The following is a 22,622-nucleotide window of genomic DNA, read 5'->3' on the forward strand; positions in this document are numbered from 1 at the left end:
ACCGGCACGTTCCCACCGCGCTCGCGGCTGTCGTCTGTGACCATGGTCGGATGAGCGAGCGCCGGGCGATGCGGTCGCGGTCCGGACCGCTGGCGCGATCCGGTCCGTCGGCGCGCCATGGTCGTCAGCGGCGTCCGAGCCTCGTCCGCACGATCATCGGTCTCGTGGCCTCGGCGCTCGCCGTCGTGCTGGTCGCCGTCGTCTCGGTCAGTGCGATCGCGGTCAGCCGGCTCGCCAGCGACGTCGGGAGCAACACCGTCCACCTCGCGCATCTCAACGGTGCGACCGCGCCGCCGAGCGTCGGGGCGATCAAGGGCGGCCTGAACCTCCTGCTCGTCGGCACCGACACCCGCAGCGGGCAGTCGGGCTACCAGGACCGGGCCGATCTCGCCGGGTCGTCGGGTGCCGGCAACAACGACGTCACGATCCTCGTGCACGTCGCGCAGGATCATCAGTCGGCGCTCGTGGTCAGCTTCCCGCGCGACCTGATGATCCCGGTGCCGGCGTGCCCGAACCCCAAGAACGGCGGCACGTATGGCTCATCGAGCATCGCCATGCTCAACTCGACGCTCTCGCGCGGGGGGCTGGCGTGTCCGGTGCTGACCATCGAGAAGCTCATGGGGATCACGATCCCGTACGCGGCATCCATCACCTTCAACGGGGTCGCCTCGATGGCGGACGCCGTCGGGGGCGTGACCGTGTGCGTCGCGAGCCCCATCAAGGACCCGTTCGTCGGGCTCGATCTCCCCGCCGGAAGCCACACCATCTCGGGCACCACGGCCCTCGCGTTCCTGCGCAGCCGGCACGGGGTCGGCGACGGCAGCGACCTCGGCCGGATCAGCAACCAGCAGGTCTATCTGTCGGCCCTCGTGCGCACGGTGCGCAGCGGCGGCGTGCTGACGGATCCGGTCAAGCTGTACGGACTCGCGGAGGCGGCGGCGAAGAACATGCAGCTCTCCGACTCGCTGAGCCCCGTCGTCACGATGGTGTCGATCGCGCTGGCGCTGAAGACGATCCCGCTGCAGAACATCGCGATGATCCAGTACCCCGTCGGGTCGAGCCCGCTGTACCCGAACCGCGTCGTGCCGTCGTCGTACGCCGACCAGCAGGTCGCGACGGCCCTCCAGCAGGATCTGCGGGTGCAGCTGACCGGCAAGACCGGACGCGGCGCGGAGCTCGCGCCCGGGGCGACCGCGCCCGCGACGCCGGCCCCGGGATCGACGGTCACCGCCACGCCCACGCCCACGTCGTCGAGCGGCCCCGCCTCGATCGCCCTGCCGAGCACGGTGCAGGGGCAGAGCGCCGACCAGCAGACCTGCTCGAAGGGCGTCGTCGTCCGGTAACCACCCGGCGATCCTGAACCGATACGGAGCACACGAGAAGAGGGCCGCCCGAAGGCGACCCTCTTCTCGCTGCGTCGGGGTAACAGGATTTGAACCTGCGGCCTCGTCGTCCCGAACGACGCGCGCTACCAAACTGCGCCATACCCCGCTGCCGTTGCCGGCAACCTGTCAAGGATAGCCGATGCGGGGGCGGCCCCGAGCCGTCAGTCCCGGGCGACGAGAGTCAGCACGACCGCCTCCGGCGGGCAGGCGAATCGCACGGGCGCGTAGATCGATGTGCCGAGCCCCGCGGAGACCTCGAGGTAGGCGATCCGGTCACCGTGCACCCACTGCGAGAGACCGCTCGCCTGATCGCGGGGCAGATCGCAGTTGGCGGTGAGGGCCGGCAACCCCGGGATGCGCACCTGTCCGCCGTGGGTGTGCCCGGCCACCAGCAGCTCGGCCCCCGAGTCGACGAGCGCATCGAGGATGCGACGGTAGGGCGCGTGCGTCACGCCGAGGCGCACGGTCTCGGCGTCCGTGTCCTCCGACCAGCGCACCTCGCGACCCAGCCGCGCGACCTCGCTCGCCATGCGCCGCACATCGTCGCGGCGGTAGTGCGCGTCCCCGGTGCCGAACAGCTCGAGCCGGATGCCGCGCAGCTCGAGCGCGTGCGCCCGGTTGGCGAGGTCGAGCCAGCCCAGTTCGTCGCCGAGGAACGCGTCGAGCCGGGCGGTGTCGAGCCGCGCCCCGCGGTTGTGACGCCGATCGGTCGACCGGATCAGGTAGGCCAGCGGGTTCTTGAGCATGGGCCCGACGTAGTCGTTCGAGCCGTGCGTGAAGACGCCCGGGATGCCGGCGAACGGCGCATACGCCCGCACGATGCCCTCGATCCCGTCGACGTGCCCCAGGTCGTCGCCGGTGTCGATCACGAGATCCGGTTCGTAGCGCACGAGGGAGCGGACGAACTCCTGCTTGCCCTCCTGCCACGGCGCCATGTGCAGATCGCTCAGATGCAGCACGGTGAGCGGGCGGCTGCCGCGCGGCAGCACCGGCACGGTCTCCTCGCGCACGGTCCAGCGGATGCGCTCGACGAGCACGCCCCACGCGAGCGCGGCCGCCCCCGCGGCCACGAGGGCGCCGGCGGCGACCCCCGCGGTGCGGGCGCCGCGGGGCATCAGCAGGTCGACTTCGCGATCGTGAGCGTCACCGGTTTCGACGGGTTCGCCGACGAGCCGCCCGCGGGGTTCTGCGCGGTCACCTTGTTCTCCGTCGGATCGCCGGGCGGAACCACCTGACAGGCGGGCGGCGTGATGTTGTTGAAGCCCGCCGCATGCAGGTCGTTGACCGCGTTGCCTTGACTCTCACCGACGACGTTCGGCACGGGTGTCGCCTGCCCGTTGCTCGTATACACGGTCACGAAGGCGCCCTGGACGACCGAGGCGCCCTCGCCCGGGTCGAGATTGGCGACCACGCCGGCGGGGAGGTCCGAGTCGATCGGCCCGCCATCCTGATAGGTGAGGCCCGCCGCGTCGAGGGCCGCCTGCGCCTGCTGCACGGAGCCCCCGATCAGGCCGCTCGGCACGGTCGCCTTGGCACCGTCGAGCAGGTTCTGTGCCGGCGGCGCGAACTCGCCTCCCGCGAGGCCGGGGTAGGCGTCGACCGCGCGGGCGGTCGCCTTGAAGATGTAGTTGCGGAGCACGGCCGCTTGAATCCGCCCGGCGCCGGTCGCGATACGGATGCTCCGCAGCGCCTGTGTGCCCACGATGTTGCCGACCCAGAGAGCGGTCGACGCGTGCGGTGATGAACCCACCGTCCAGGTGTGCCACGAGGAGTCGGTGGTGCCCGTCTTGCCGATGTACGGAGTGCCGTCCTTCGGCGCGGCATCCTTCGCCGTTCCGTTGCCGGCGAAGACCGCGGCCATCGCGTAGGCGGCGGTGTCGGCGACGTCCGGTGTGATCAGCGGATCCTGCCCGCAGGTGCGCTTCTCGCCACCGAGGTCATCCCCCTGCGCGTCCGTGATGTCATCGATCAGTGTCGGCGTGCAGAAGACGCCGTGGTTCGCGATCGCCGCGTAGGCGGCCGCCTGCATGAGCGGCGTCACGTTGTTGCTGCAGCCCCCGATGATGCAGGAGGGGAGGGTCGAGAGGGTCGTCGTGTTGTAGTACGGGCTGTTCTTGTCCGAGCTGTTCATCGCGTTGTGCACGCCGAGCGACTCCGCGATCTTCTGGGTGTCGCACTGGTCGACCTTCTGACCCATCTGCATGAACACGGTGTTCACCGAGCGCGCGGTACCGCGCACCACGGTGTACCCGCCGCCCTCGCCCTCGTCGTTGCGCACGTTGAAGGAGGGACCGCCACCGGCATCCGGGCAGGTGTCCGGGAACTCCGAGTACTTGAAGGTGTGCTTGCTGGCGTTGAAGGTCTCGTTCACGCCGTGACCCTGCGCGAGGAAGTTGAGGAGGGTGTACGGCTTGTAACTCGATCCCGGCTGGTATCCGCCGCCGCCGTTGCGGTACGTGGCGCGGTCGACGTTGAAGTCGATGGCGCTGTAGGGCTGCATGGCGAGCTGGAGCTGCGAAAAGCCCTTCGTCGCCGGGTCGGTGATGTTGTTGAACGGCTTGTTCTGCGCCATCAGCAGAATGCGTCCGGTGCCGACCTGCACCGTGGTCTCGGCCGCGCCGAGGGCGAACCCCGGAGTGCCCGGCGGCGCATAGTTGGCCAGGACGGCGTTGGCCTCCGTCTGCAGTGTGGGCGTGACCGAGACGGTGACCTTGTACCCGCCCTGCGCCCACGCCTCCTCCTGCTGGGTCGGCGACTGGCCGAGCGACGTCACCTGGCCGGCGTGGATCTTGTCCTGGACCAGCTGGCAGACGAACTGGAACCCGGCGGTCGCGTTGTAGCAGCCCTGTTTCGGTGCGGAGGGCTTGATATAGCTCTTGACCGGGGTCTTGATCGCCTCGTCGGCCTGGGCCGGGGTGATGTATCCCTCCGAGCGCATGAAGCCGAGGATGACGTTGCGGCGGGCCTCGTTCGCCGCGTAGTTCTTGTCGGAGAACAGGCCGTTGGCCGACGGGTTCTGCACGATCGCGACGAGGCTCGCCGCCTGCGCGATCGTCAGGTTCGCCGCCGTCGTGCTGTAGTACTGCTCCGACGCCGCCTCGACGCCGTAGGTGTTGCCGCCCATGCCGACGATGTTGAGGTAGGCGGCGAGGATCTCCTGCTTGGAGTACTTCTTCTCCAGGCCGATCGCGAGCTTCATCTCCTGGACCTTGCGGCCGAGGTCGGGGAACACCGCCGCCTTGATGTCGGCATCGCGCTGCTTGCCCGGCGGCTCGGCCGAGGCCTCCTGGAACCGGATGTTGCGCACGAGCTGCATGGTGATGGTCGAGGCGCCGCCGGATGCCGAATCGCCCTGCGCCTGACCGATCGCCGCGCGCGCCACCGACGGGATGTCGATGCCGCCGTGCTGGTAGAACCGGCGATCCTCGCCGGCGATCGCCGCCTGCTTGAGGTAGTCGCTCATCTGGTCGAGGGCGACGGACTGCCGGTTCTGGTCGAAGACGTACGCGATGTGGAAGTCGGAGCCGTCCGGGTTCTTGGCGACGATCTCGTTCGCCTCGCGCTGCTGGCTCAGGGTGATGTAGTCGGGCAGGGAGTCGAAGATGCCCACCGTGTTGTTCGCGGTGATCCCGCCGACGGCGATCGCGGGAGCGACCATGACGGCGGCCAGGACGCCGGCGAGGGCGCTGAACCCGAGGATCCCCAGGACGCCTGAGAGCAGACCGGTGGCCGTCGTTTTCTGGGCGGGCATAGGCTAGAGGGTACGCCATGGCCCTTTCGGCCTAGCTGAACGGAAGCCAGAAGATGCCCACGTGGGAGTACATGACGACCCCGCTCATCATCCACAACACGACGGCGATCCTGAACAACTGGGGCGCCCAGGGGTGGGAGCTCGTGCAGGTCGTGACCGGACCCGAGGGCGGCCTCGTCGCCTACCTCAAGCGACCGAGGGACGAGGCATGAACGTCGAGGAGACGCTGAACGGGCTCGGCCTCGCGCTGCCGGCGGTCGCGGCCCCGGCCGGTGCGTACGTTCCGGCCGTCGTGTCGGGCAACCTGGTCTTCACCGCGGGACAGCTCCCGTTCGTCGAGGGGGCGCTCCCGGCGACCGGCAAGGTGGGCGGTGAGGTGGATGCCGACGAGGCGGCCGCGTTCGCGCGGATCGCGGCGCTCAACGCGCTCGCCGCGGCGGCGTCCGCGATCGGATCGCTGGACCGCGTGACGCGCGTCGTCAAGGTCGTCGTGTTCGTGGCATCCGACCCGTCGTTCACGGCGCAGCCGAGCGTCGCGAACGGTGCATCGGAACTTCTCGGCCAGGTCTTCGGCGACGAGGGCCGGCACGCGCGCAGCGCGGTGGGCGTCGCGGTGCTGCCGCTGGACTCGCCCGTCGAGGTGGAGCTGACGCTCGAATTCGCCTGACCTCGGCCGCGCCTGCTCTCCGTCGCCCTCTTCTTCTTTCGCGAAACGAAAGGGACCGGAGGACCTCAGTCCTCCGTCTTCGGTGCCGCCTGCAGGGTATCCGAGATCGAGCGCATGACATCGCTGTCGGCGAGCGTCGTGGTGTCGCCGATCGTGCGGTGCTCGGCGACGTCGCGCAGCAGGCGCCGCATGATCTTGCCCGAGCGGGTCTTGGGCAGCTCCGCGACGATGAACACCTGCCGCGGCCGGGCGATCGCACCGATCGAGGTCGCGACGTGCTGCCGCAGCAGCTCGGCGGCCTCCTCCGGGGTCTGCCCGGCGGCGTGCTCCGCACGCAGGATCACGAAGGCGACGACGGCCTGACCGGTCGTCTCGTCGGCCGCGCCGACCACCGCGGACTCCGCGACGATCCGATGGGCGACCAGCGACGACTCGATCTCCGCCGTCGAGAGCCGGTGACCCGACACGTTCATGACGTCGTCGACGCGACCGAGCAGCCAGATGTCGCCGTCCTCGTCCTTGCGAGCACCGTCGCCGGCGAAGTAGTAGCCCTGGTCGGCGAACTTCGCCCAGTAGGTCTCCACGAACCGGTCGTCGTCGCCCCAGATCGTGCGCGCCATCGACGGCCACGGCTCGGTGATCACGAGCAGGCCGCCCTGGCCGTCCGGCACGGCGTTCCCGTCGTCATCGACCACGTCGATCGAGACGCCCGGCAGCGGCACCTGTGCACTGCCCGGCTTCGCCGCGGTGATCCCCGGCAGCGGGCTCACCATGATCGCGCCCGTCTCGGTCTGCCACCACGTGTCGACGACCGGCGTCTTCCCGCCGCCGATGACGTCGCGGTACCACATCCACGCCTCGGGGTTGATGGGCTCACCCACGCTGCCGAGCACGCGCAGGCTCGAGAGGTCGAACCCGTCGGGGATCTGCCGCCCCGCCTTCATGAACGACCGGATCGCCGTGGGCGCCGCATAGAAGAGGCTCACGCCGTACTTCTGGATCAGCTCCCACCACCGTCCCGGGTGCGGCGTGTCGGGGGTGCCCTCGTAGATGACACCGGTGGCGGCGTTCGCGAGCGGGCCGTAGACGACATAGCTGTGGCCGGTGATCCAGCCGACGTCGGCCGTGCACCAGAAGACGTCGGACTCCGGGTGGAGGTCGAACACGTTGCGGTGCGTGTAGGCGACGCCCGTCAGGTAGCCGGCGCTCGAGTGCACGATGCCCTTCGGACGCCCGGTCGTGCCCGAGGTGTAGAGGATGAAGAGCGGGTGCTCGGCTTCGAACGCTTCGGCCTCGTGCTCCGGGTCGGCGGCCTCGATGCGCTCGTGCCACCACAGGTCGAGCTCGTCGTTCCAGTCGATGTCGTTGCCGCCGCGCTTGACGACGAGCACGTGCTCGACGCTCTCGGCACCGTCGACCGCCTGGTCGACGGTGGGCTTCAGCGGGAAGACCTTGCCCTTGCGGTTGCCGCCGTCGGCCGTGATGACGAGCTTGGCCTGGGCGTCGTCGATGCGCGAGCGCAACGAGTCGGCGCTGAAGCCGCCGAAGACGACCGAGTGGATGGCGCCGAGCCGTGCGCACGCGAGCATCGCGACCACGGCCTCCGGGATCAGCGGCAGGTAGATCGCGACGCGATCGCCCTTGCCGATGCCGAGGTCCTTCAGCGCGTTCGCCGCCCGCTTCACGTCGGCGGTGAGCTCGGCGTACGTGATGGTGCGCGTGTCGCCCGGCTCGCCCTCGAAGTGGTACGCGACCCGGTCGCCGAGGCCCGCCTCCACGTGACGATCGAGGCAGTTGTAGGCGACGTTGAGCCTGCCGTCGCCGAACCATCGCGCGAACGGCTTGTCCGACCAGTCGAGCGTCTGGGTGAACGGCTCGTGCCAGTGCAGCTCACGGGCCTGGTCGGCCCAGAACCCCAGCCGGTCCTCGGCGGCGGCTTCGTAGAGCTCGGGCTTCGCGATCGCGCCGGCCGCGAACGCGGGGTCCGGCGCGAAGCGCCGGGACTCGTGGAGGAGGTTGTCGATCGATGCCATGGACGGACGTCTTTCTCGTCGATCCGCGTTCGAGCCTGGTTTCGCGCGGCGATGGGCTGTTGTCGATCCGATCCTAGAGCCGCTCCGGGGCGGCCCCCGTCCGGGGTGCACCCGCCCTTGTGCAGATCTTGAGGAAATCCTGCGGAAAATGAAAGATGACCCCCGTTGCGGTGTCCTCTTTTCGGAGTACAGTGAGGGCATCCGAGCGCAAATCTCGGTCTTGCAGCGCGAAGATTCCCCCCAATCGAGCGTTGCCGTGGCGGCGCCTGTTCCCCCCAATGGGCGCCGCCCCTCTCTTTTTAATCGGTCGTTCCGTCGGCCGCGATGCGTGCCGGGTCGTGCCGGGATTCGCCGCCGCGGGCGGCGGTCCTGGCGGCGATCGTCGGGATCGCGGAGGCCCGTACCGAGCGGGTCGAGTAGCGCGCGGTGGCCGTGTATCGAGACCTCCCCACGCGACGCCGGTGTTCGTTCTCCACCGGGCGTCGCCGGCGTCGTCTCGCGTGCGGGTGATCGTCGCATCCTCGTCGGGTGGTCTTCGTCGCGCGCGCTCCGGATGCCGCTGCCGTCGGGAGCGGGCCGCGCGACGTCGCGTTGTTCGGCGTGCTGGCGGAGGTCGTCGCCCGCGTCGGCGTGACCGACGTGTTCGTCAATCCCGACGGATCGGTCTGGTGCGATGCCGGGCAGGGCGCGGCCGCCGTCGACGGGATGCGGCTGCCGCCCGACGAGGCGCGTGAGCTCGCGGTGCGTCTCGTCTCGCTCGGGGGCAGGCACGTCGACGAGGCGACCCCGGCCATGGACGTGCGACTCGGCGACGGAGTGCGCGTGCACGCGGTGCTGCCGCCGGTGTCGCCGGGCGGCGCCGCCCTGTCGATCCGCCTCCAGCGCACGCGGCCGTTGAGCGCGCGGGAGCTGGCCGAGGGCGGGATGTTCGCCGACGTGCCGCTGGACGGCATCCGGGACCTGGTGCGCGGCCGCGCCAACCTCCTCGTGACGGGCGCCGGCGGCAGCGGCAAGACGACGCTGCTCGGCGCACTGCTCGGGCTCGCGCCGCCGCACGAGCGCATCGTGCTGATCGAGGACGTCGCGGAGCTGCGGGTGCGGCATCCGCACGTCGTGGCGCTCGAGGCGCGTCAGCCGAATCTCGACGGCGCCGGCGCGATCGGGCTCGAGCGGCTCGTGCGGGAGGCCCTGCGGATGCGTCCGGACCGGCTCGTGGTCGGCGAGGTGCGGGGCGCGGAGCTGCGCGAGCTGCTGGGCGCGCTCAACACCGGGCACGACGGAGGCGCGGGCACGCTGCACGCGAACTCGCTCGCCGACGTGCCGGCGCGGCTCGAGGCGCTCGGGGCGCTCGCCGGACTCGGTGCCGAGGCGCTCGCGCGCCAGGCCGTCAGTGCGATCGACGCGGTGCTGCACCTCGAGCGCACCGGGTCGGGTCGCCGGCTGACGGCGCGGGGAACGCTCCGGCTCGACCGGCGCGGACGGCTGGCGGTGTCGACGGGATGACGCGGTCGCGCTCGAGGGGCCGCCCCGATTTCGCCGCGGCGGCGTCCGATGTCGAGCGGCTCGCGGTGCTGCTCGATGCGGGCGTGACGCCGTCCTCCGCCTGGACGCACGTCGCCGCGGGCGGTGGGGCGGTCGCGCGATCGGTCGCCGCCGGAGCCCCGGCCGGGCATGAGCTCGCGATGCGGATCGGCGCGGCCGCGACCGCCGTCCAGGGCAGCGAGCGCGTCGGGTGGCAGGCGGTCGCCGCCGCGTGGCGGGTGGCCGCCGACGCCGGCGCGCCGCTGGCGCCCACCCTGCGCGACCTGGCGGCGACGCTGCGCGGTCTGGCGCAGGCGGCACGCGAGGTGGAGGTCGCGCTGGCGGGGCCGGTGGCCACCGCGCGGGTCGTGCTCCTCCTGCCGCTCGTCGGCATCGGCCTCGCGGCGCTGCTGGGGGTGAACGCCCTGGGCGCCCTGGTCACGACAGTGCCGGGGTGGGTCTGTCTCGCCGGCGGCGGCGGGCTGATCGTGCTCGGCATCCGGTGGATCGGCGGCATGGTGCGCGGGGCGTCCCGGCTCGACCCGACACCGGGCCTGCCGCTGGACCTGCTCGCGATCGCTCTGCGCGGCGGTGCGAGCGCGGATCGCGCGACCGCCCTCGTCGCCGAGTCGGTGACGGATGCCGGGTTGCCGGCGCCGGGCGAGGCGGGCGCCGAGGTGCTGGCGTTCAGTCGCGCGGCCGGTGTCCCGGCGGGCGCCCTGCTGCGGGCGGAGGCGGAGGAGCTGCGCCGCCGCGAGCGTGCGGCGGCCGCGATGCGCGCCGCGCGGCTGGAGACGCGGCTGCTCGCTCCGCTGGGCCTGTGCGTGCTGCCGGCCTTCGTGCTGCTCGGCGTCGCACCGGTCCTGCTCGCGCTCCTCTCGTCCACCGCGGCGGCACTGTGAGGCGCGTCCCCCGATCGCCGGGCCGGCGTGCCGTGGACCGGGCGACGGCGTCAGGCTCGACCCGTTCGTGCCCCGAACGAAAGCAGGAGCGCATGCCCCGAATCTCCCTCCGTTCCTTTCCCTCCATGCCGGCCGCGCGCGTCCGGCGACTCGGTCGGGACGCGGGCGCCGCGACCGCCGAGTACGCCGTCGTGATCATGGCCGCTGTCGGCTTCGCCGGTCTGCTCGTCGTGATCCTCAAGTCCGGTGCCGTGCAGGGCATGCTGACGGATCTCGTGCACCGTGCGCTCACGGTCGCGGGCTGATCTCGATCGCGGGCATCGGGCCGATCGGCAGAGCGGTGCCGTCGCGGCCGAGTTCGCGGTGGCCCTTCCGGCCGTCATCCTCGTGCTCGTCGCGGCGTTGGCGGGCACGGGCGTCGCGGCCCTCCAGGTGCGCGCCGAGGACGCGGCCGCCGACGCGGCGCGGATCCTCGGCCGCGGGGAGCCTGCCGGTGCCGTCAGCCGGCATCTGCGCGAACAGCTGCCCGGCGCCGCCTGGTCGAGCTCGCCGCACGACGGGATGGTGTGCGTGCGAGTGCGCGTGACGGGAGCCGGGCCGGCGGCGATGTTCGGGGCGGTGGGGGCGACGAGTTGCGCCCTGGACGATCGACCGGGGGCCGCGGGGTGAGTCGGGATGACGGGGCGGGGGCCGTACTGGCCGTCGCGATCGTCGCCGCACTCGCCCTCGTCGCGAGCGCGGTCGTCGGTCTCGGCGCCGGTCTCGCGGCTCGCCAGCGGGTTCTCGCCGCCGCGGATGCCGCCGCCCTCGCGGCCGCGGACGTCGCGGCCGGAGCCGCTCCCGGCGACCCGTGCCCGGTCGCTGCGCGGGTCGCGGCGGCTGACGGGGCGCGGCTGCAGAGCTGCCTCGCGGACGGCCTCGTGCTCACGGTGCAGGTCGCCGGCGCCGTGGGCGGCATCCCGCTCACCGCCCGCGCGACGGCCGGTCCGCCACGATGACCCGTCGACCGCACGTCAGCGACCCCCGCGAACGACTGTGTATGGTGTCGCACGAATGGAAGGTGGACCGTGCCCGACAGCAAGAAGCTGGTGATCGTCGAGTCACCGGCGAAGGCCAAGACCATCGCCCAGTACCTGGGCGACGGCTACGAGGTGCAGGCCTCGGTCGGTCACATCCGCGACCTCATCGAACCGAAGAACCTGCCGCCGGAGCTCAAGAAGGGGCTCATGGGCAGGTTCTCGATCGACGTCGAGAACGGCTTCGTTCCTTATTACGTCGTCAGCGACGAGAAGAAGAGGACGGTCTCCGAGCTCAAGAAGGCCCTCAAGGACGCCGACGAGCTCTACCTCGCAACGGATGAGGACCGCGAGGGCGAGGCCATCGCGTGGCATCTGCTCGAGGTGCTGAACCCCAAGGTGCCCGTCAAGCGCATGGTGTTCCACGAGATCACCAAGGAGGCCATCCAGCGCGCCGAGCAGAACACGCGCGAGATCGACATGGACCTCGTGAACGCCCAGGAGACGCGCCGGGCGCTCGACCGCATCTACGGCTACGAGGTCTCGCCCGTGCTCTGGCGCAAGGTCGGGCCTGGCCTGTCCGCGGGGCGCGTGCAGTCCGCGGCGACCCGCCTGGTCGTGGACCGGGAGCGCGAGCGGCTCGCCTTCGTGTCGGCCGGATACTGGGATCTCGTGGCCCGGCTCGCCGCCACGGGCGGGGGGCCGTCGTTCCAGGCCAAGCTCGTCCGCCTCGACGCGCGCCGGATCGCCACCGGTCGCGACTTCGACGACCGCGGCGTCCTGAAGAACGACGCGGTCGCCCTCGACGAGGCCTCCGCCGAGCGCCTCGCCGCGGCGCTGCGTGCGGATACCGCCCGCTGGAGTGTCGCGTCCGTCGAGTCCAAGCCGTACACGCGGCGCCCCGCGGCGCCGTTCACGACCTCCACGCTGCAGCAGGAGGCCGCCCGCAAGCTCCGGTTCTCGGCGCGACAGACGATGAGCGTGGCGCAGGGGCTGTACGAGAACGGCCACATCACCTACATGCGCACCGACTCGCCGAACCTGTCGCAGCAGGCGATCAATGCCGCGCGCAGCCAGGCGGCGAAGCTCTACGGCGCCGAGACGGTGCCCGAGAAGCCGCGCATGTACTCCGGCAAGTCGAAGAACGCGCAGGAGGCGCACGAGGCGATCCGGCCGGCCGGCGACGTGTTCAAGACGCCCTCGGAGCTCGCCGGCGTGCTGCGGGGCAACGACTTCAAGCTCTACGACCTGATCTGGAAGCGCACCGTCGCATCGCAGATGGCGGACGCGCGCGGGTCGACCGCGACCGTGACGATCGACGGTGCGACCGCGGATGCCGGCACCGCCGAGTTCACGGCATCCGGCACCGTCATCACATTCCGCGGGTTCCTCTCCGCGTACGAGGAGGGCACCGACGCCACGCGGGAGGACGCCGAGACGCGCGGCGACGCGGCCGCGGACGCCGAGGGCGACGACCTGCCGCCGCTGACCGAGGGCCAGGAGCTCGACGACCAGGAGGTCGAGGCGAAGGGCCACGAGACCAGCCCGCCGCCGCGCTACACCGAGGCGAGCCTCGTGAAGACGCTCGAGGAGCTCGGCATCGGCCGCCCCTCGACGTTCGCGAGCATCATCTCCACGATCATCGACCGCGGTTACGTCACGCCGCGCGGCACCGCGCTCGTGCCGAACTGGATCGCGTTCAGCGTCGTCCGCTTGCTGGAGGACCACTTCGCCGACCTCGTCGCCTACGACTTCACCGCGGAGATGGAGGAGGACCTCGACCGGATCGCCGACGGCGAGGCCGAGCGGGTCGGCTGGCTGACCGAGTTCTACTTCGGCAGCGACAAGCACCGGGGCCTGCGCAACGTCGTCGAGAACCTCGGCGAGATCGACGCCCGCGACATCAACTCGGTGCGCATCGCCGACGACATCACCCTCCGCATCGGGCGCTACGGTCCCTACCTCGAGGTGCCCGTCGAGGGATCGGACACCCCGCGCCGGGTGAACGTGCCCGACGAGATGGCGCCCGACGAGCTGACCGAGGCGCGGGCGCGCGAGCTCATCGAGGCGCCTGAGGTCGGCGACCGTGTGCTCGGCGAGAACCCCGAGAACGGCCGCACCATCGTCGCGAAGGACGGCCGCTACGGCCCGTACGTGACCGAGCTGCTCCCGGAGGAGCCCACCGACGGCGGCGAGACCGTCGATGCGGCCACGGGCGAGGTGAAGCCGAAGCCGAAGAAGAAGCCCGCCAAGAAGGACGCGCCGAAGCCGCGCACGGCATCCCTGTTGAAGTCGATGGACCCGGCGACCGTCGATCTCGACACGGCGCTCATGCTGCTGAGCCTGCCGCGTGTCGTCGGCGCCGACCCCGAGTCGGGCGAGGAGATCACGGCGCAGAACGGCCGGTTCGGGCCCTACCTCAAGAAGGGCACCGACAGCCGATCGCTCGAGTCGGAGCAGCAGATCTTCGAGATCGACCTTCCCGGTGCGCTCGCGGTGTTCGCCCAACCCAAGTACGGCGCTCGGCGGCCGTCGAGCGCGCTCAAGGAGTTCGACGCCGATCCCGTCAGCGGCAAGCCCATCCGCATCCGCGACGGGCGCTTCGGACCGTATGTGACCGACGGCGAGACGAACGCCACGATCCCGCGGGGCGAAGACGTGGAGTCCGTCGACTTCGAACGCGCCGTGCAGCTGCTCGCCGACAAGCGGGCGAAGGGCCCGGCCAAGCCGAAGACCGGCGCCCGGCGCACGGGCGGCACGGCCCGGCGCACCGTCGCGAAGAAGTAGGTCCCCGATGGCGCAGGGCCGCACTCGGCCGGGCGGCGGCGGTCTGTTCGTCACGTTCGAGGGCGGCGACGGCGCGGGCAAGTCGACCCAGGCCGCACTGCTCGAAACCTGGCTCACCGAGGCGGGTCGCACCGTCGTGCGCACGCGCGAGCCGGGCGGCACGGAGCTCGGCGACGAGCTGCGCGAGATCGTGCTGCACCGGCGCGGCCACATCGCGCCCCGCGCCGAGGCGCTCATCTACGCCGCCGATCGTGCCCACCACGTGGCCACGCTCGTGCGGCCGGCGCTCGCGCGGGGCGAGGTCGTCATCCAGGACCGCTACCTCGACTCGTCGGTCGCCTACCAGGGCGCGGGACGCGAGATCGACGGCGGCGAGATCCGCAACGTGTCGCTCTGGGCGACCGAGGGCCTGCTGCCCGACCTGACCGTGCTGCTCGACCTGGACCCCGCGATCGGACGCACGCGCCTCGACGCCGCGCGCACCCGGTACGACCGGCTCGAGGCGGAGGCCGCCGAGTTCCACGGCCGGGTGCGCGACGCGTACCTCGCGCTCGCCGCCGCCGAGCCGGAGCGCTTCCTCGTGCTCGACGCGACGCTCCCGGTGGAGGAGCTCGCCGCTGCGATCCGCGCCCGCGTCGCCGAGCTGGTCGGCTGAGCCGGACGCGACCCGCTCCCGGTGGTGGCCGGTAGCCTCGAGCCGTGGCGCTGTGGGATGAGCTGACCGGTCAGGCCGCGGCGATCGCGACCATGCGCACCGCGGCGGCGGCCCCCGCCGGCGACACCAAGGACACCCTCGCGCACAGCTGGCTCATCACGGGCCCCCCGGGATCGGGCCGATCGACGCTGGCGTACGCCTTCGCCGCCGCACTGCTCTCGCGCGGGGGCGGCGACGCGGTCACGGATGCCCAGGTGGAGGCGCACACGCATCCCGACCTCGGCGTGCTGAGCACCGAGCGCGTCGTCATCTCGATCGAGGAGGTGCGCCGACTGGTGTCGACGAGTCAGTTCTCGCCGAGCGTCGGCCGCTACCGGGTCATGATCATCGAGGATGCCGATCGCATGACCGAGCGCACCTCGAACGTGCTGCTGAAGGCGCTCGAGGAGCCGCCGCCGCGCACGGTCTGGATCCTGTGCGCCCCGAGCGAGGCCGACCTGCTGCCGACGATCCGGTCGCGCGTGCGCACCGTGCGGCTGCGGGTGCCGAGCGTCGCCGAGGTCGCCGACCTCATCGAGCGCCGGGATGCCGTGCCGCGCCCCGACGCGGAGCGCGCCGCGCGTGAGGCGCAGTCGCACATCGGCATGGCGCACCGGCTCGCGACGAGCGACGAGGCCCGGGCGCGGCGGGCGCGCACCCTCCAGCTCGCCCTCGGCATCCGGAGCGTCTCCGGCGCGGTGCTGGCGGCCGCGGAGCTGCTCGAGGTCGCCGACGCCGACGCGAAGGCCATCACCGCCGAACGCGACGAGGAGGAGCGCGCCGCCGCGCTGCGCTCGCTCGGCGTCGAGCCCGGCGGCACGGTTCCGCCCGGGTTGCGCGCCCAGCTCAAGGCGCTCGAGGAGGACCAGAAGCGCCGCGCGACGCGGAGCCTGCGCGACGGGCTCGATCGCATCCTGGTCGACCTGCTGTCGCTGTACCGCGACATCCTGCTGCGGCAGCTCGACGTCGACTCGGAACCGGTCAACCTCGCGATCTTCGGCGAGCTCGAGTCGGCCGCCCGGGCATCGACGCCCGAGCGCACGCTCGCCACGCTCGATGCGATCGCCGCGGCGCGCGAGCGCATCCAGGGCAACGTCGCGCCCGCCCTCGCCCTGGAGGCGGTGCTGGTCGCCGCCGTGCGGCGACCCTAGGGGCGCAGTGCCGCCGTGCGGCGACCTGAGGGCAGAGTGCCGCCGTGCGGCGACCCTGAGCGACGGCTCAGCCGGATCGCACGCCCGCCCTGGCAGGATGTGCCCGTGATGACTTCCCGCCGCGGCACCCGGATCCGTGTCGCGGCCCTCGCCGCCGTCTGCGCAGCGGCCCTTTTGCTGAGCGGATGCTCGACGCTGTTCCCACCCGCGCGCCCGCACTCGACGACCTCGAAGCCGACGGGGGAGAAGGTCGAACCCGCGCTGCAGCCCTTCTACTCGCAGGTTCTGCACTGGCAGGCGTGCGCCGGCGGATTCCAGTGCGCCGACGCGCGCGCGCCGATGGATTGGAAGGACCCCGGCAAGGCGTCGATCAAGCTCGCGCTCATCCGGCACGTCGCATCGGGCACGCCGATCGGCTCGCTCCTCGTGAACCCGGGGGGTCCGGGCGCATCGGGGGTCGACTTCGTGAAGCAGAGCCTGAGCTATGCGGTCGACTCGACCCTCGAGCAGCACTTCGACATCGTCGGGTTCGATCCCCGCGGCGTCGGGGCGTCGTCCGCCGTCGACTGCGGCGGCTCGCGCGAGCTGGACGACTTCATCTACGGGATCGTGCCCGGCACGCCCGGGTCCGATGCGTGGATCGCCCAGGTCGAGAAGGAGAACGGCCAGTTCGGCCAGGCCTGCCTGAAGAACACCGGGGCGCTGCTCCAGTACGTCGACACCGACAGTGCGGCGCGCGACATCGACCTGCTGCGCGCGGTGCTGGGCGACAAGAAGCTGAACTACCTCGGCTACTCCTACGGCACGCTGCTCGGTGCGACCTACGCGCAGCTCTACCCGAGGAAGACCGGCCGGCTCGTGCTCGACGGGGCGCTGGATCCGGCCACGAGCGACTTCGACGTCACGCTCACCCAGGCCAAGGGCTTCGAGAGCGCCTTCCGCGCCTACCTCGGCGACTGCCTGAGTCGTAAGGGATGTCCGTTCCACGGCACGGTGAACGGCGCGGTGACGCAGGTGCACCAGCTCCTCGAGCAGCTGCAGCAGCATCCGGTCGCGGGGGAGGACGGCCGCATGCTCGGCGCGAACACCATGTTCACCGCGATCATCCTGCCGCTGTACGACCAGAGCAACTGGAAGTACCTCGACCAGCTCTTCGACGACGTGCGCCAGGGCGGCACCTCGATCGCGTTCCAGCTCGCGGACTCCTACAACGACCGGGACTCGAGCGGGGCGTACTCGTCGAACGAGACCGAGGCGTTCCAGGCGATCAACTGCCTGGACTACAAGACCGACTCCGACCCGGCCGACATGCGCCGCCAGGCCGCCCAGCTCGACGCGCAGGCGCCCCTGTTCGGCCCGGTCATGTCGTGGGGCGGCACGTCGTGCGCGACGTGGCCGTTCCCCGGCTCGCGCGATCGCGTCGCCATCCACGCCGCCGGGTCGGCGCCGATCATCGTGGTCGGCACGACCGACGACCCGGCGACGCCGTACGTCTGGGCGAAGAACCTCGCGAAGGAGCTGCAGAACGGTCATCTCGTCACCCGCACGGGCGAGGGGCACACCGGCTACAACAAGGGCAACCGCTGCGTGGATTCGGCGGTCGACGATTTCTTCGTGAGCGACAAGGTGCCGAGCCGCGACCCGCACTGTTGACCGAGGCCCGAGACGGGCCTCGGCGCTGGCGTCGCGGCGAAGGCCAGAAATGGCCTTCGCTCTGAGCTCCAGCGCGCCAGCGGGCGCAAAAATGCACTGGATGCAAGAATAGGACCATGTCCGAGACGGCGGTCGAACCCGGCCTGCGCGAGCGCAAGCGCCTCGCGACCCGTCGCGCCATCCTGCTCGCCGCGCTCCAGCTCGTGGGGGAGCGCGGCCTCGAGGCCACGACCGTCGACGAGATCAGCCGGATCGCCGACGTCTCGCCGCGCACGTTCTTCAACTACTTCCCGTCCAAGGAGGCCGCCCTCGCCGGGGAGGGCCCGCAGATGCCGGACGACGAGACGATCGAGCGGTTCGTCGCCTCGCGCGGTCCCCTGCTCGCCGACCTCGGCCACCTCTTCGACGCGGCCGCCGAGCACGCCTTCCACGACGCCGAGCTCATGGCGGCGCGCAAGGAGGTCTTCCACCGCTACCCGCACATCTCGGCGATCCGCATGGAGCGGTTCCGGCATTTCGAGGGCGAGCTCACCGATGTCGTGGACCGTCGCCTGGCCATGGAGCAGCCTGAGCTGACCCCCGAGGCCCGCTCCAGCCGTGCGCGGCTCGTCGTTCTCGTGTGCATCGCCACCATGCGTCACGCGTGGATGTGCTTCGCCGCGGAACGCGACTCCTCCGAGGGCATCGCGGATCGCATCCACGAGTCGTTCGCCGAGCTCGCCGAGCTGCTGCCGACCCTCCTCGATCGGTGAGCCGGGCTCGGTGAGACGGTCCGCCCGGCTCGGCTACACTCGTCAGGGCCCCTCAGGGGCGCGCCACCTTAGCTCAGTCGGCAGAGCGATTCACTCGTAATGAATAGGTCAAGGGTTCGATTCCCTTAGGTGGCTCCACGATGAGAGTCCGCGCCGCGTGCGATGCCGGGCCGCTGATGTCACATTCCGGCCCCTTGCTTCGTCGAAGAAGCGGAGGGCATGGTGGACGACACAGCAGGCGGTAGGCACGAGGACGTATCCGGGGGGCCGCTCCTCGGCCACGAGCGGGCGCTGCTCAATCTCGCCTACCGGCTCCTGGGCTCCCTCGCCGACGCCCAGGATGCCGTCCAGGAGGCATACACCCGCTGGTATGCCCTCGCCGCAGAACAGCGGAACGCCATCGATTCGCCGGGGGCCTGGCTGAACACGGTCGTGAGCCGGGTGTGCCTCGACTTGCTCGGCTCCGCACGCGTGCGCCGCGAGGGGTACGTCGGCGAGTGGCTCCCCGAACCGCTGCCCGATTCTGTGCAGTGGCGAAGCGGAGGCGCCGAGATGGCCGCCGACCCGGCGGACCGGATCACGCTGGACGAGTCGGTCGACATGGCCCTTCTCGTGATCCTCGACTCCTTGACCCCCGCCGAACGCGTGGCGTTTCTCCTCCACGACGTCTTCCGCTACCCGTTCACCGAGATCGCGGAGATCGTGGGGCGCACGCCGGCCGCGTGCCGCCAACTGGCATCCTCGGCCCGCCGTCGGATCAAGGACGCGAGACCGGTCACGGCGTCCATCGGCGAACGTGCTGCCGTGGTGCGGAGCTTCAAGAGGGCCTGGGAGGCGAAGGACATCGGCGCCCTGGTCGCGATCCTCGACCCCTCCGCGACGGCCGTGGCCGACGGTGGCGGTCGCGTCAGGGCGTCCGTGATCCCCATCGAGGGCGGCGATCGGATCGCCGAGTTCCTGGTAGGCCTGGCCACCCGTGCGGGCGTCCTGACCCTGCTCGAACGGACCGTCAACGGGCAGCCCGGCCTTGTCGCCCTCGATCACGGGACGACAGCCGCGGTGTACGCGTTCGATGTCGCCGACCACCGCATCCAGCGCCTCTGGGTCATCCGCAATCCGGAGAAGCTCGGCAGCTGGAGGTGATCCTCCCCGGGCCTCACATTCCCGGGCGCCGTGTCGTCGAAGTAGCGAGTCATCCGAACAGGCAGAGGAGCACCCGATGGAACAGGCGATCAGCACCACACCGGCGTTCGCCCTGCATCTGATCGTCGACGACGTGGATCGCGGCATCCGCTGGTACGAGCAGGCTCTGGGCGCCAGGGTGACCCGGATCCTCCGGCTTCCCGACCGGACCATCGCGACCGCCGAGCTGGACCTGCACGGTCTGCAGATCGCGCTGGCCGCGCCCGTTCCGGGCACCGAACTGGCCAGCCCCGCGACCAGCGGCACATCGGCCGCGGCCTACCGCCTGCGCGTGGAGGACACCGACGCGGCGATGCAACGTGCCCTGGCCGCCGGAGCGACGCCAAGCCGCAACGTCGAGGACGCCTTCTGGGGGGTGCGAACCGGGGAGGTCCTCGACCCGTCCGGACATCGATGGGCGTTCGACCAGCCGCTGCGCGCTGTGCCGGTGGAGGAGATCGAGAGCCGTCTGGCGGGGCTCCGGGCTCACGGCGCCCCGACGGCAGAACGATCATGACCGGTCGGGCGCACCCCGCGGCCTTCGCCCGGCCCGCGCCGGCCGACCGGGTGGAGCGCGTGGCCGATGCTCTGCAGGCCCGCGGCTTCTCGCCGGAGATCCTCGACGGTGCTGACGCGGCACGAGCCCGCGTCCGCGATCTGATCCCCGAACGTGCCAGCGTGTTCACCGCCGCGAGTGAGACCCTCCGCCTCTCGGGGATCGAGGAGGACGTCACGGCCGGCGGCCGCTACCGCGCGCTCAAGCCGCTCGCACTGAGGATGGACCGAGCCACGCAGGGCGACGACATCCGGCGCATGCTCGCCACCCCCGATGTCGTTCTCGGAAGTGTTGCGGCGGTCACCGAGGAGGGCTCGCTGGTGATCGCGTCCGCCAGCGGAAGTCAGCTGCCCTCGTACTCCGGAGGCGCCGCACGCCGGATCTGGGTCGTGGGTGCGCAGAAGATCGTGACGGACCTGAGTGCCGCGCTGCGGCGACTGGAGGAGCACTGCCTGCCGCTGGAGAACGCGCGCGCGCAAGCCGCCTACGGCTTTCCCAGCGCGATCAATCATCTCCTCGTCCTCAACGCCGAACCGCAGCCCGGGCGCAGCACCGTTCTGCTGCTGCGGGCAGCCGCCGGCTTCTGAACCGCGCGCGCGAACCCGCCCGAGGGGTCGAGATCGGAATCGACACGATGCACCACGAAGAAGGGATGGACCGGATGGCCACGGAACACGACATGGATGCGACCAGGATCCGACAGCAGGTCGACGCCCTGGCCGACTTCCTGCACGCCAAGGATGCCGAGGGGCTGAGAGGCCTGTACGCGACGGACGTCGTGTCGTTCGACATCGACCCGCCCCTGCAGCATCTCGGGGTGGAGGCGAAGATGAAGAACTGGGCGAATGCCTTCGCGTTCTTCGACGACCTCGCGTACGAGATTCGGGACTTCCACCTGACAGTCGGGGGCGATGTGGCGTTCGGTCACGGCTTCGGACGTCTGAGCGGCACGCTGAAGAACGGCTCGGCGACAGCGGGGATGTGGGTCAGAGCCACATTCGGCTTTCGGAAGGTCGACGGCACCTGGGTGATCGCACACGACCAGGTATCGGTCCCCTTCGACGTGACGACCGGCGACGCCGTCACCGACCTCGAGCCGGCGGCCCCGGCCGGTGCCTGATCGTCGACCTGCGAACGGACACGGAGGATCCCCATGAATTCACATCTCGACACCCTCGCCGGTGACTTCCTCGGCGAGATCATCGAACCGGATGCGCCGGCGTACGAATCCGCGCGCCGGACCGTTCTGACGTCGGGGAGCCCCGCGTATGTCCTGCGCCCGGCGAACGTCGCCGATGTGCAGGCGGCGGTGCGTTTCGCGACCCAGGCCGCGCTGCCGCTGTCCGTCCGCGGTGGTGGCCACTCGTTCGCCGGCTTCGGCACCAACGAGGGCGGCGTGGTGATCGAGCTGGGCGGGCTGGCCGAGGTGCGGCTGCTCGACCGGGAGCGCAACATCGTGCGCATCGGCGGCGGCGCCACGTGGGGGCAGGTCGCGGCGCACCTGGCTCCGCTCGGTCTGGCGATCTCGTCCGGAGACACGAAGAGCGTCGGTGTGGGCGGGCTGACCCTGTCGGGCGGAATCGGCTGGAAGGTGCGCAGATACGGTCTCGCCCTGGACAGCGTGATCGCCGCCGAGGTGGTGGTCGCGGACGGCGGACTCGTGCGAGCGAGCGCCGATGAGAACCCCGACCTGTTCTGGGCGATCCGCGGTGGTGGCGGCAACTTCGGCATCGTCGTGGCCTTCGACTTCGTCGCGCACAGGACGACCGACGTCTTCTCGGGTGCGATCTCCTTTCCCGCCGTGGAGGCTCCGCGGGTGCTTCGGGGGTGGGCGGAGTATCTGCGCGACGCCCCTGACGAACTCACCTCGGCCGCCGAGCTGGCCAACCCCTTCGCCGGCGGGCCGGATGCCCCGGTCGTCATCCGCGTCGTGTTCGACGGTGATGATCCGGAACGCGCCGCCACCGCGCTCGCGCCGATCCGCGCTCTCGGCACGGTGATCGCCGACGACGTCGCGCTCACGCCGTACCCCGAGGTCCTCGCCGACGGCGCCACGGCGCCCCTCGGCATCCGGCTGGTCACTCGGAGCGCCTTCGTCGACCCCGAATCGGTGCAGGAGGTGCTCGACACGCTGGTGGAGACCGCCTCGTCGGCAGGAGGACCATTCGTCGGCGTCCGGAGTCTCGGCGGTGCCGTCGCGCGCGTCCCCGCTGACGCGACCGCCTATGCGCATCGCGCCGCCGAGCTCTTGGTGATCACGACCCTCGCGGGCCCCCCGCCGGTTGTCGAGGCCGCTCGTGGCGCACTGGACGCGACCTGGGCGAGACTCGGCCCGCTCGTGGTGGGCGCCTACGGGAACTTCCTGTCGACGGCCACCGACGAGGATGTCGCCGCGATCTATCCCCCGGCCGCGCTGCGCCGGCTGGCGACGATCAAACGCCGCTACGACCCGGACGACGTGTTCGCCGGCAACCACAACATCCGGCCCGACCCGGCGTAGGCCGGCGAACCCCGGGGCTCCGAAGCGGTCCCACGAGCCGTCGCGACCCCCGCATCGGGGGTTGCCACCACC

General features: G+C 71.3%; 20 protein-coding genes, 2 tRNA genes and 1 pseudogene. 19 read left to right on the forward strand and 4 right to left on the reverse strand.

What is annotated here, in order from left to right:
- Nucleotides 1-50: 50 nt before the first annotated feature.
- The gene (locus ABD285_RS06670; RefSeq protein ID WP_344201335.1) at nucleotides 51-1,343 is read left to right on the forward strand and encodes an LCP family protein; all 1,293 of its coding nucleotides are present in this window, start codon (nucleotides 51-53) and stop codon (nucleotides 1,341-1,343) included.
- A 74-nt stretch (nucleotides 1,344-1,417) separates the two neighbouring features.
- On the opposite strand, the gene ABD285_RS06675 is transcribed toward ABD285_RS06670, so the two are convergent.
- The 3 genes from ABD285_RS06675 to ABD285_RS06685 form a co-directional block, all read right to left on the reverse strand.
- Nucleotides 1,418-1,491, reverse strand: a tRNA-Pro gene (locus tag ABD285_RS06675).
- Nucleotides 1,492-1,546: 55 nt separating this feature from the next.
- Complete coding sequence (locus ABD285_RS06680; protein WP_284253326.1) at nucleotides 1,547-2,500, reverse strand: metallophosphoesterase; 954 nt, start codon at nucleotides 2,498-2,500, stop codon at nucleotides 1,547-1,549.
- Entirely contained in the window at nucleotides 2,500-5,136 is a 2,637-nt protein-coding gene (locus ABD285_RS06685; RefSeq protein ID WP_344201340.1) for a transglycosylase domain-containing protein, read from the reverse strand. The genes ABD285_RS06680 and ABD285_RS06685 overlap by 1 nt, the downstream gene beginning before the upstream one ends.
- 53 nt (nucleotides 5,137-5,189) lie before the next feature.
- Between ABD285_RS06685 and sp36 the strand changes: the two are divergent.
- Both sp36 and ABD285_RS06695 read left to right on the forward strand, forming a co-directional pair.
- A pseudogene (sp36, locus tag ABD285_RS06690) lies at nucleotides 5,190-5,333 on the forward strand (Sp36 family protein); the annotation flags it as partial.
- Nucleotides 5,334-5,344: 11 nt separating this feature from the next.
- Nucleotides 5,345-5,803, forward strand: a complete 459-nt coding sequence (locus ABD285_RS06695; protein ID WP_284253322.1) for a RidA family protein — start codon at nucleotides 5,345-5,347, stop codon at nucleotides 5,801-5,803.
- 65 nt (nucleotides 5,804-5,868) lie between these two features.
- Here ABD285_RS06695 and acs read toward each other — a convergent pair whose 3' ends face one another.
- On the reverse strand, nucleotides 5,869-7,836 hold the full coding sequence (acs, locus tag ABD285_RS06700; RefSeq protein ID WP_344201343.1) for an acetate--CoA ligase: 1,968 nt from the start codon (nucleotides 7,834-7,836) through the stop codon (nucleotides 5,869-5,871).
- A 528-nt stretch (nucleotides 7,837-8,364) separates the two neighbouring features.
- Between acs and ABD285_RS06705 the strand changes: the two genes are divergently transcribed.
- From ABD285_RS06705 to ABD285_RS06780, 16 genes are all read left to right on the forward strand, one after another.
- Complete coding sequence (locus tag ABD285_RS06705; RefSeq protein WP_425564968.1) at nucleotides 8,365-9,339, forward strand: TadA family conjugal transfer-associated ATPase; 975 nt, start codon at nucleotides 8,365-8,367, stop codon at nucleotides 9,337-9,339.
- A complete protein-coding gene (locus ABD285_RS06710) occupies nucleotides 9,336-10,259 on the forward strand; it encodes a type II secretion system F family protein (protein WP_284253321.1) in 924 nt (307 codons plus the stop codon). Before ABD285_RS06705 ends, ABD285_RS06710 begins: the two co-directional genes overlap by 4 nt.
- A gap of 92 nt (nucleotides 10,260-10,351) precedes the next feature.
- The gene (locus tag ABD285_RS06715; protein ID WP_425564969.1) at nucleotides 10,352-10,564 is read left to right on the forward strand and encodes a DUF4244 domain-containing protein; all 213 of its coding nucleotides are present in this window, start codon (nucleotides 10,352-10,354) and stop codon (nucleotides 10,562-10,564) included.
- Entirely contained in the window at nucleotides 10,542-10,928 is a 387-nt protein-coding gene (locus ABD285_RS06720) for a TadE family type IV pilus minor pilin (protein ID WP_344201347.1), read from the forward strand. The genes ABD285_RS06715 and ABD285_RS06720 overlap by 23 nt, the downstream gene beginning before the upstream one ends.
- Nucleotides 10,925-11,257 carry an Rv3654c family TadE-like protein gene (locus tag ABD285_RS06725; protein ID WP_284253318.1) on the forward strand — a complete coding sequence of 111 codons (333 nt, stop codon included), beginning with the start codon at nucleotides 10,925-10,927 and terminating at the stop codon, nucleotides 11,255-11,257. The genes ABD285_RS06720 and ABD285_RS06725 overlap by 4 nt, the downstream gene beginning before the upstream one ends.
- A 69-nt stretch (nucleotides 11,258-11,326) precedes the next feature.
- Nucleotides 11,327-14,062: a type I DNA topoisomerase gene (topA, locus tag ABD285_RS06730; protein ID WP_344201351.1), complete on the forward strand. Its 2,736-nt coding sequence runs from the start codon at nucleotides 11,327-11,329 to the stop codon at nucleotides 14,060-14,062.
- Nucleotides 14,063-14,069: 7 nt separating this feature from the next.
- The gene (gene tmk / locus ABD285_RS06735; protein WP_284253317.1) at nucleotides 14,070-14,717 is read left to right on the forward strand and encodes a dTMP kinase; all 648 of its coding nucleotides are present in this window, start codon (nucleotides 14,070-14,072) and stop codon (nucleotides 14,715-14,717) included.
- A gap of 44 nt (nucleotides 14,718-14,761) precedes the next feature.
- Entirely contained in the window at nucleotides 14,762-15,907 is a 1,146-nt protein-coding gene (locus ABD285_RS06740) for a DNA polymerase III subunit delta' (protein WP_344201355.1), read from the forward strand.
- 108 nt (nucleotides 15,908-16,015) lie between these two features.
- A complete protein-coding gene (locus tag ABD285_RS06745) occupies nucleotides 16,016-17,560 on the forward strand; it encodes an alpha/beta hydrolase (RefSeq protein WP_344202455.1) in 1,545 nt (514 codons plus the stop codon).
- Between the two features lie 116 nt (nucleotides 17,561-17,676).
- Complete coding sequence (locus ABD285_RS06750; protein WP_284253316.1) at nucleotides 17,677-18,312, forward strand: TetR family transcriptional regulator; 636 nt, start codon at nucleotides 17,677-17,679, stop codon at nucleotides 18,310-18,312.
- Nucleotides 18,313-18,374: 62 nt separating this feature from the next.
- A tRNA-Thr gene (locus tag ABD285_RS06755) sits at nucleotides 18,375-18,450 on the forward strand.
- Nucleotides 18,451-18,531: 81 nt separating this feature from the next.
- Nucleotides 18,532-19,455: an RNA polymerase sigma factor SigJ gene (gene sigJ, locus ABD285_RS06760; RefSeq protein WP_344201359.1), complete on the forward strand. Its 924-nt coding sequence runs from the start codon at nucleotides 18,532-18,534 to the stop codon at nucleotides 19,453-19,455.
- 76 nt (nucleotides 19,456-19,531) lie between these two features.
- The gene (locus ABD285_RS06765) at nucleotides 19,532-20,011 is read left to right on the forward strand and encodes a VOC family protein (RefSeq protein ID WP_344201362.1); all 480 of its coding nucleotides are present in this window, start codon (nucleotides 19,532-19,534) and stop codon (nucleotides 20,009-20,011) included.
- Nucleotides 20,008-20,637 (forward strand): LUD domain-containing protein, encoded by a 630-nt coding sequence (locus tag ABD285_RS06770; RefSeq protein WP_344201365.1) that lies wholly within the window; start codon nucleotides 20,008-20,010, stop codon nucleotides 20,635-20,637. The genes ABD285_RS06765 and ABD285_RS06770 overlap by 4 nt, the downstream gene beginning before the upstream one ends.
- A 74-nt stretch (nucleotides 20,638-20,711) precedes the next feature.
- Complete coding sequence (locus ABD285_RS06775; RefSeq protein ID WP_344201368.1) at nucleotides 20,712-21,170, forward strand: YybH family protein; 459 nt, start codon at nucleotides 20,712-20,714, stop codon at nucleotides 21,168-21,170.
- Between the two features lie 33 nt (nucleotides 21,171-21,203).
- Entirely contained in the window at nucleotides 21,204-22,550 is a 1,347-nt protein-coding gene (locus ABD285_RS06780) for an FAD-binding oxidoreductase (protein ID WP_344201371.1), read from the forward strand.
- Nucleotides 22,551-22,622 lie beyond the last annotated feature (72 nt).

The organism is Pseudolysinimonas kribbensis (genome assembly GCF_039531715.1).
GTDB classification, from domain to species: domain Bacteria; phylum Actinomycetota; class Actinomycetes; order Actinomycetales; family Microbacteriaceae; genus Pseudolysinimonas; species Pseudolysinimonas kribbensis.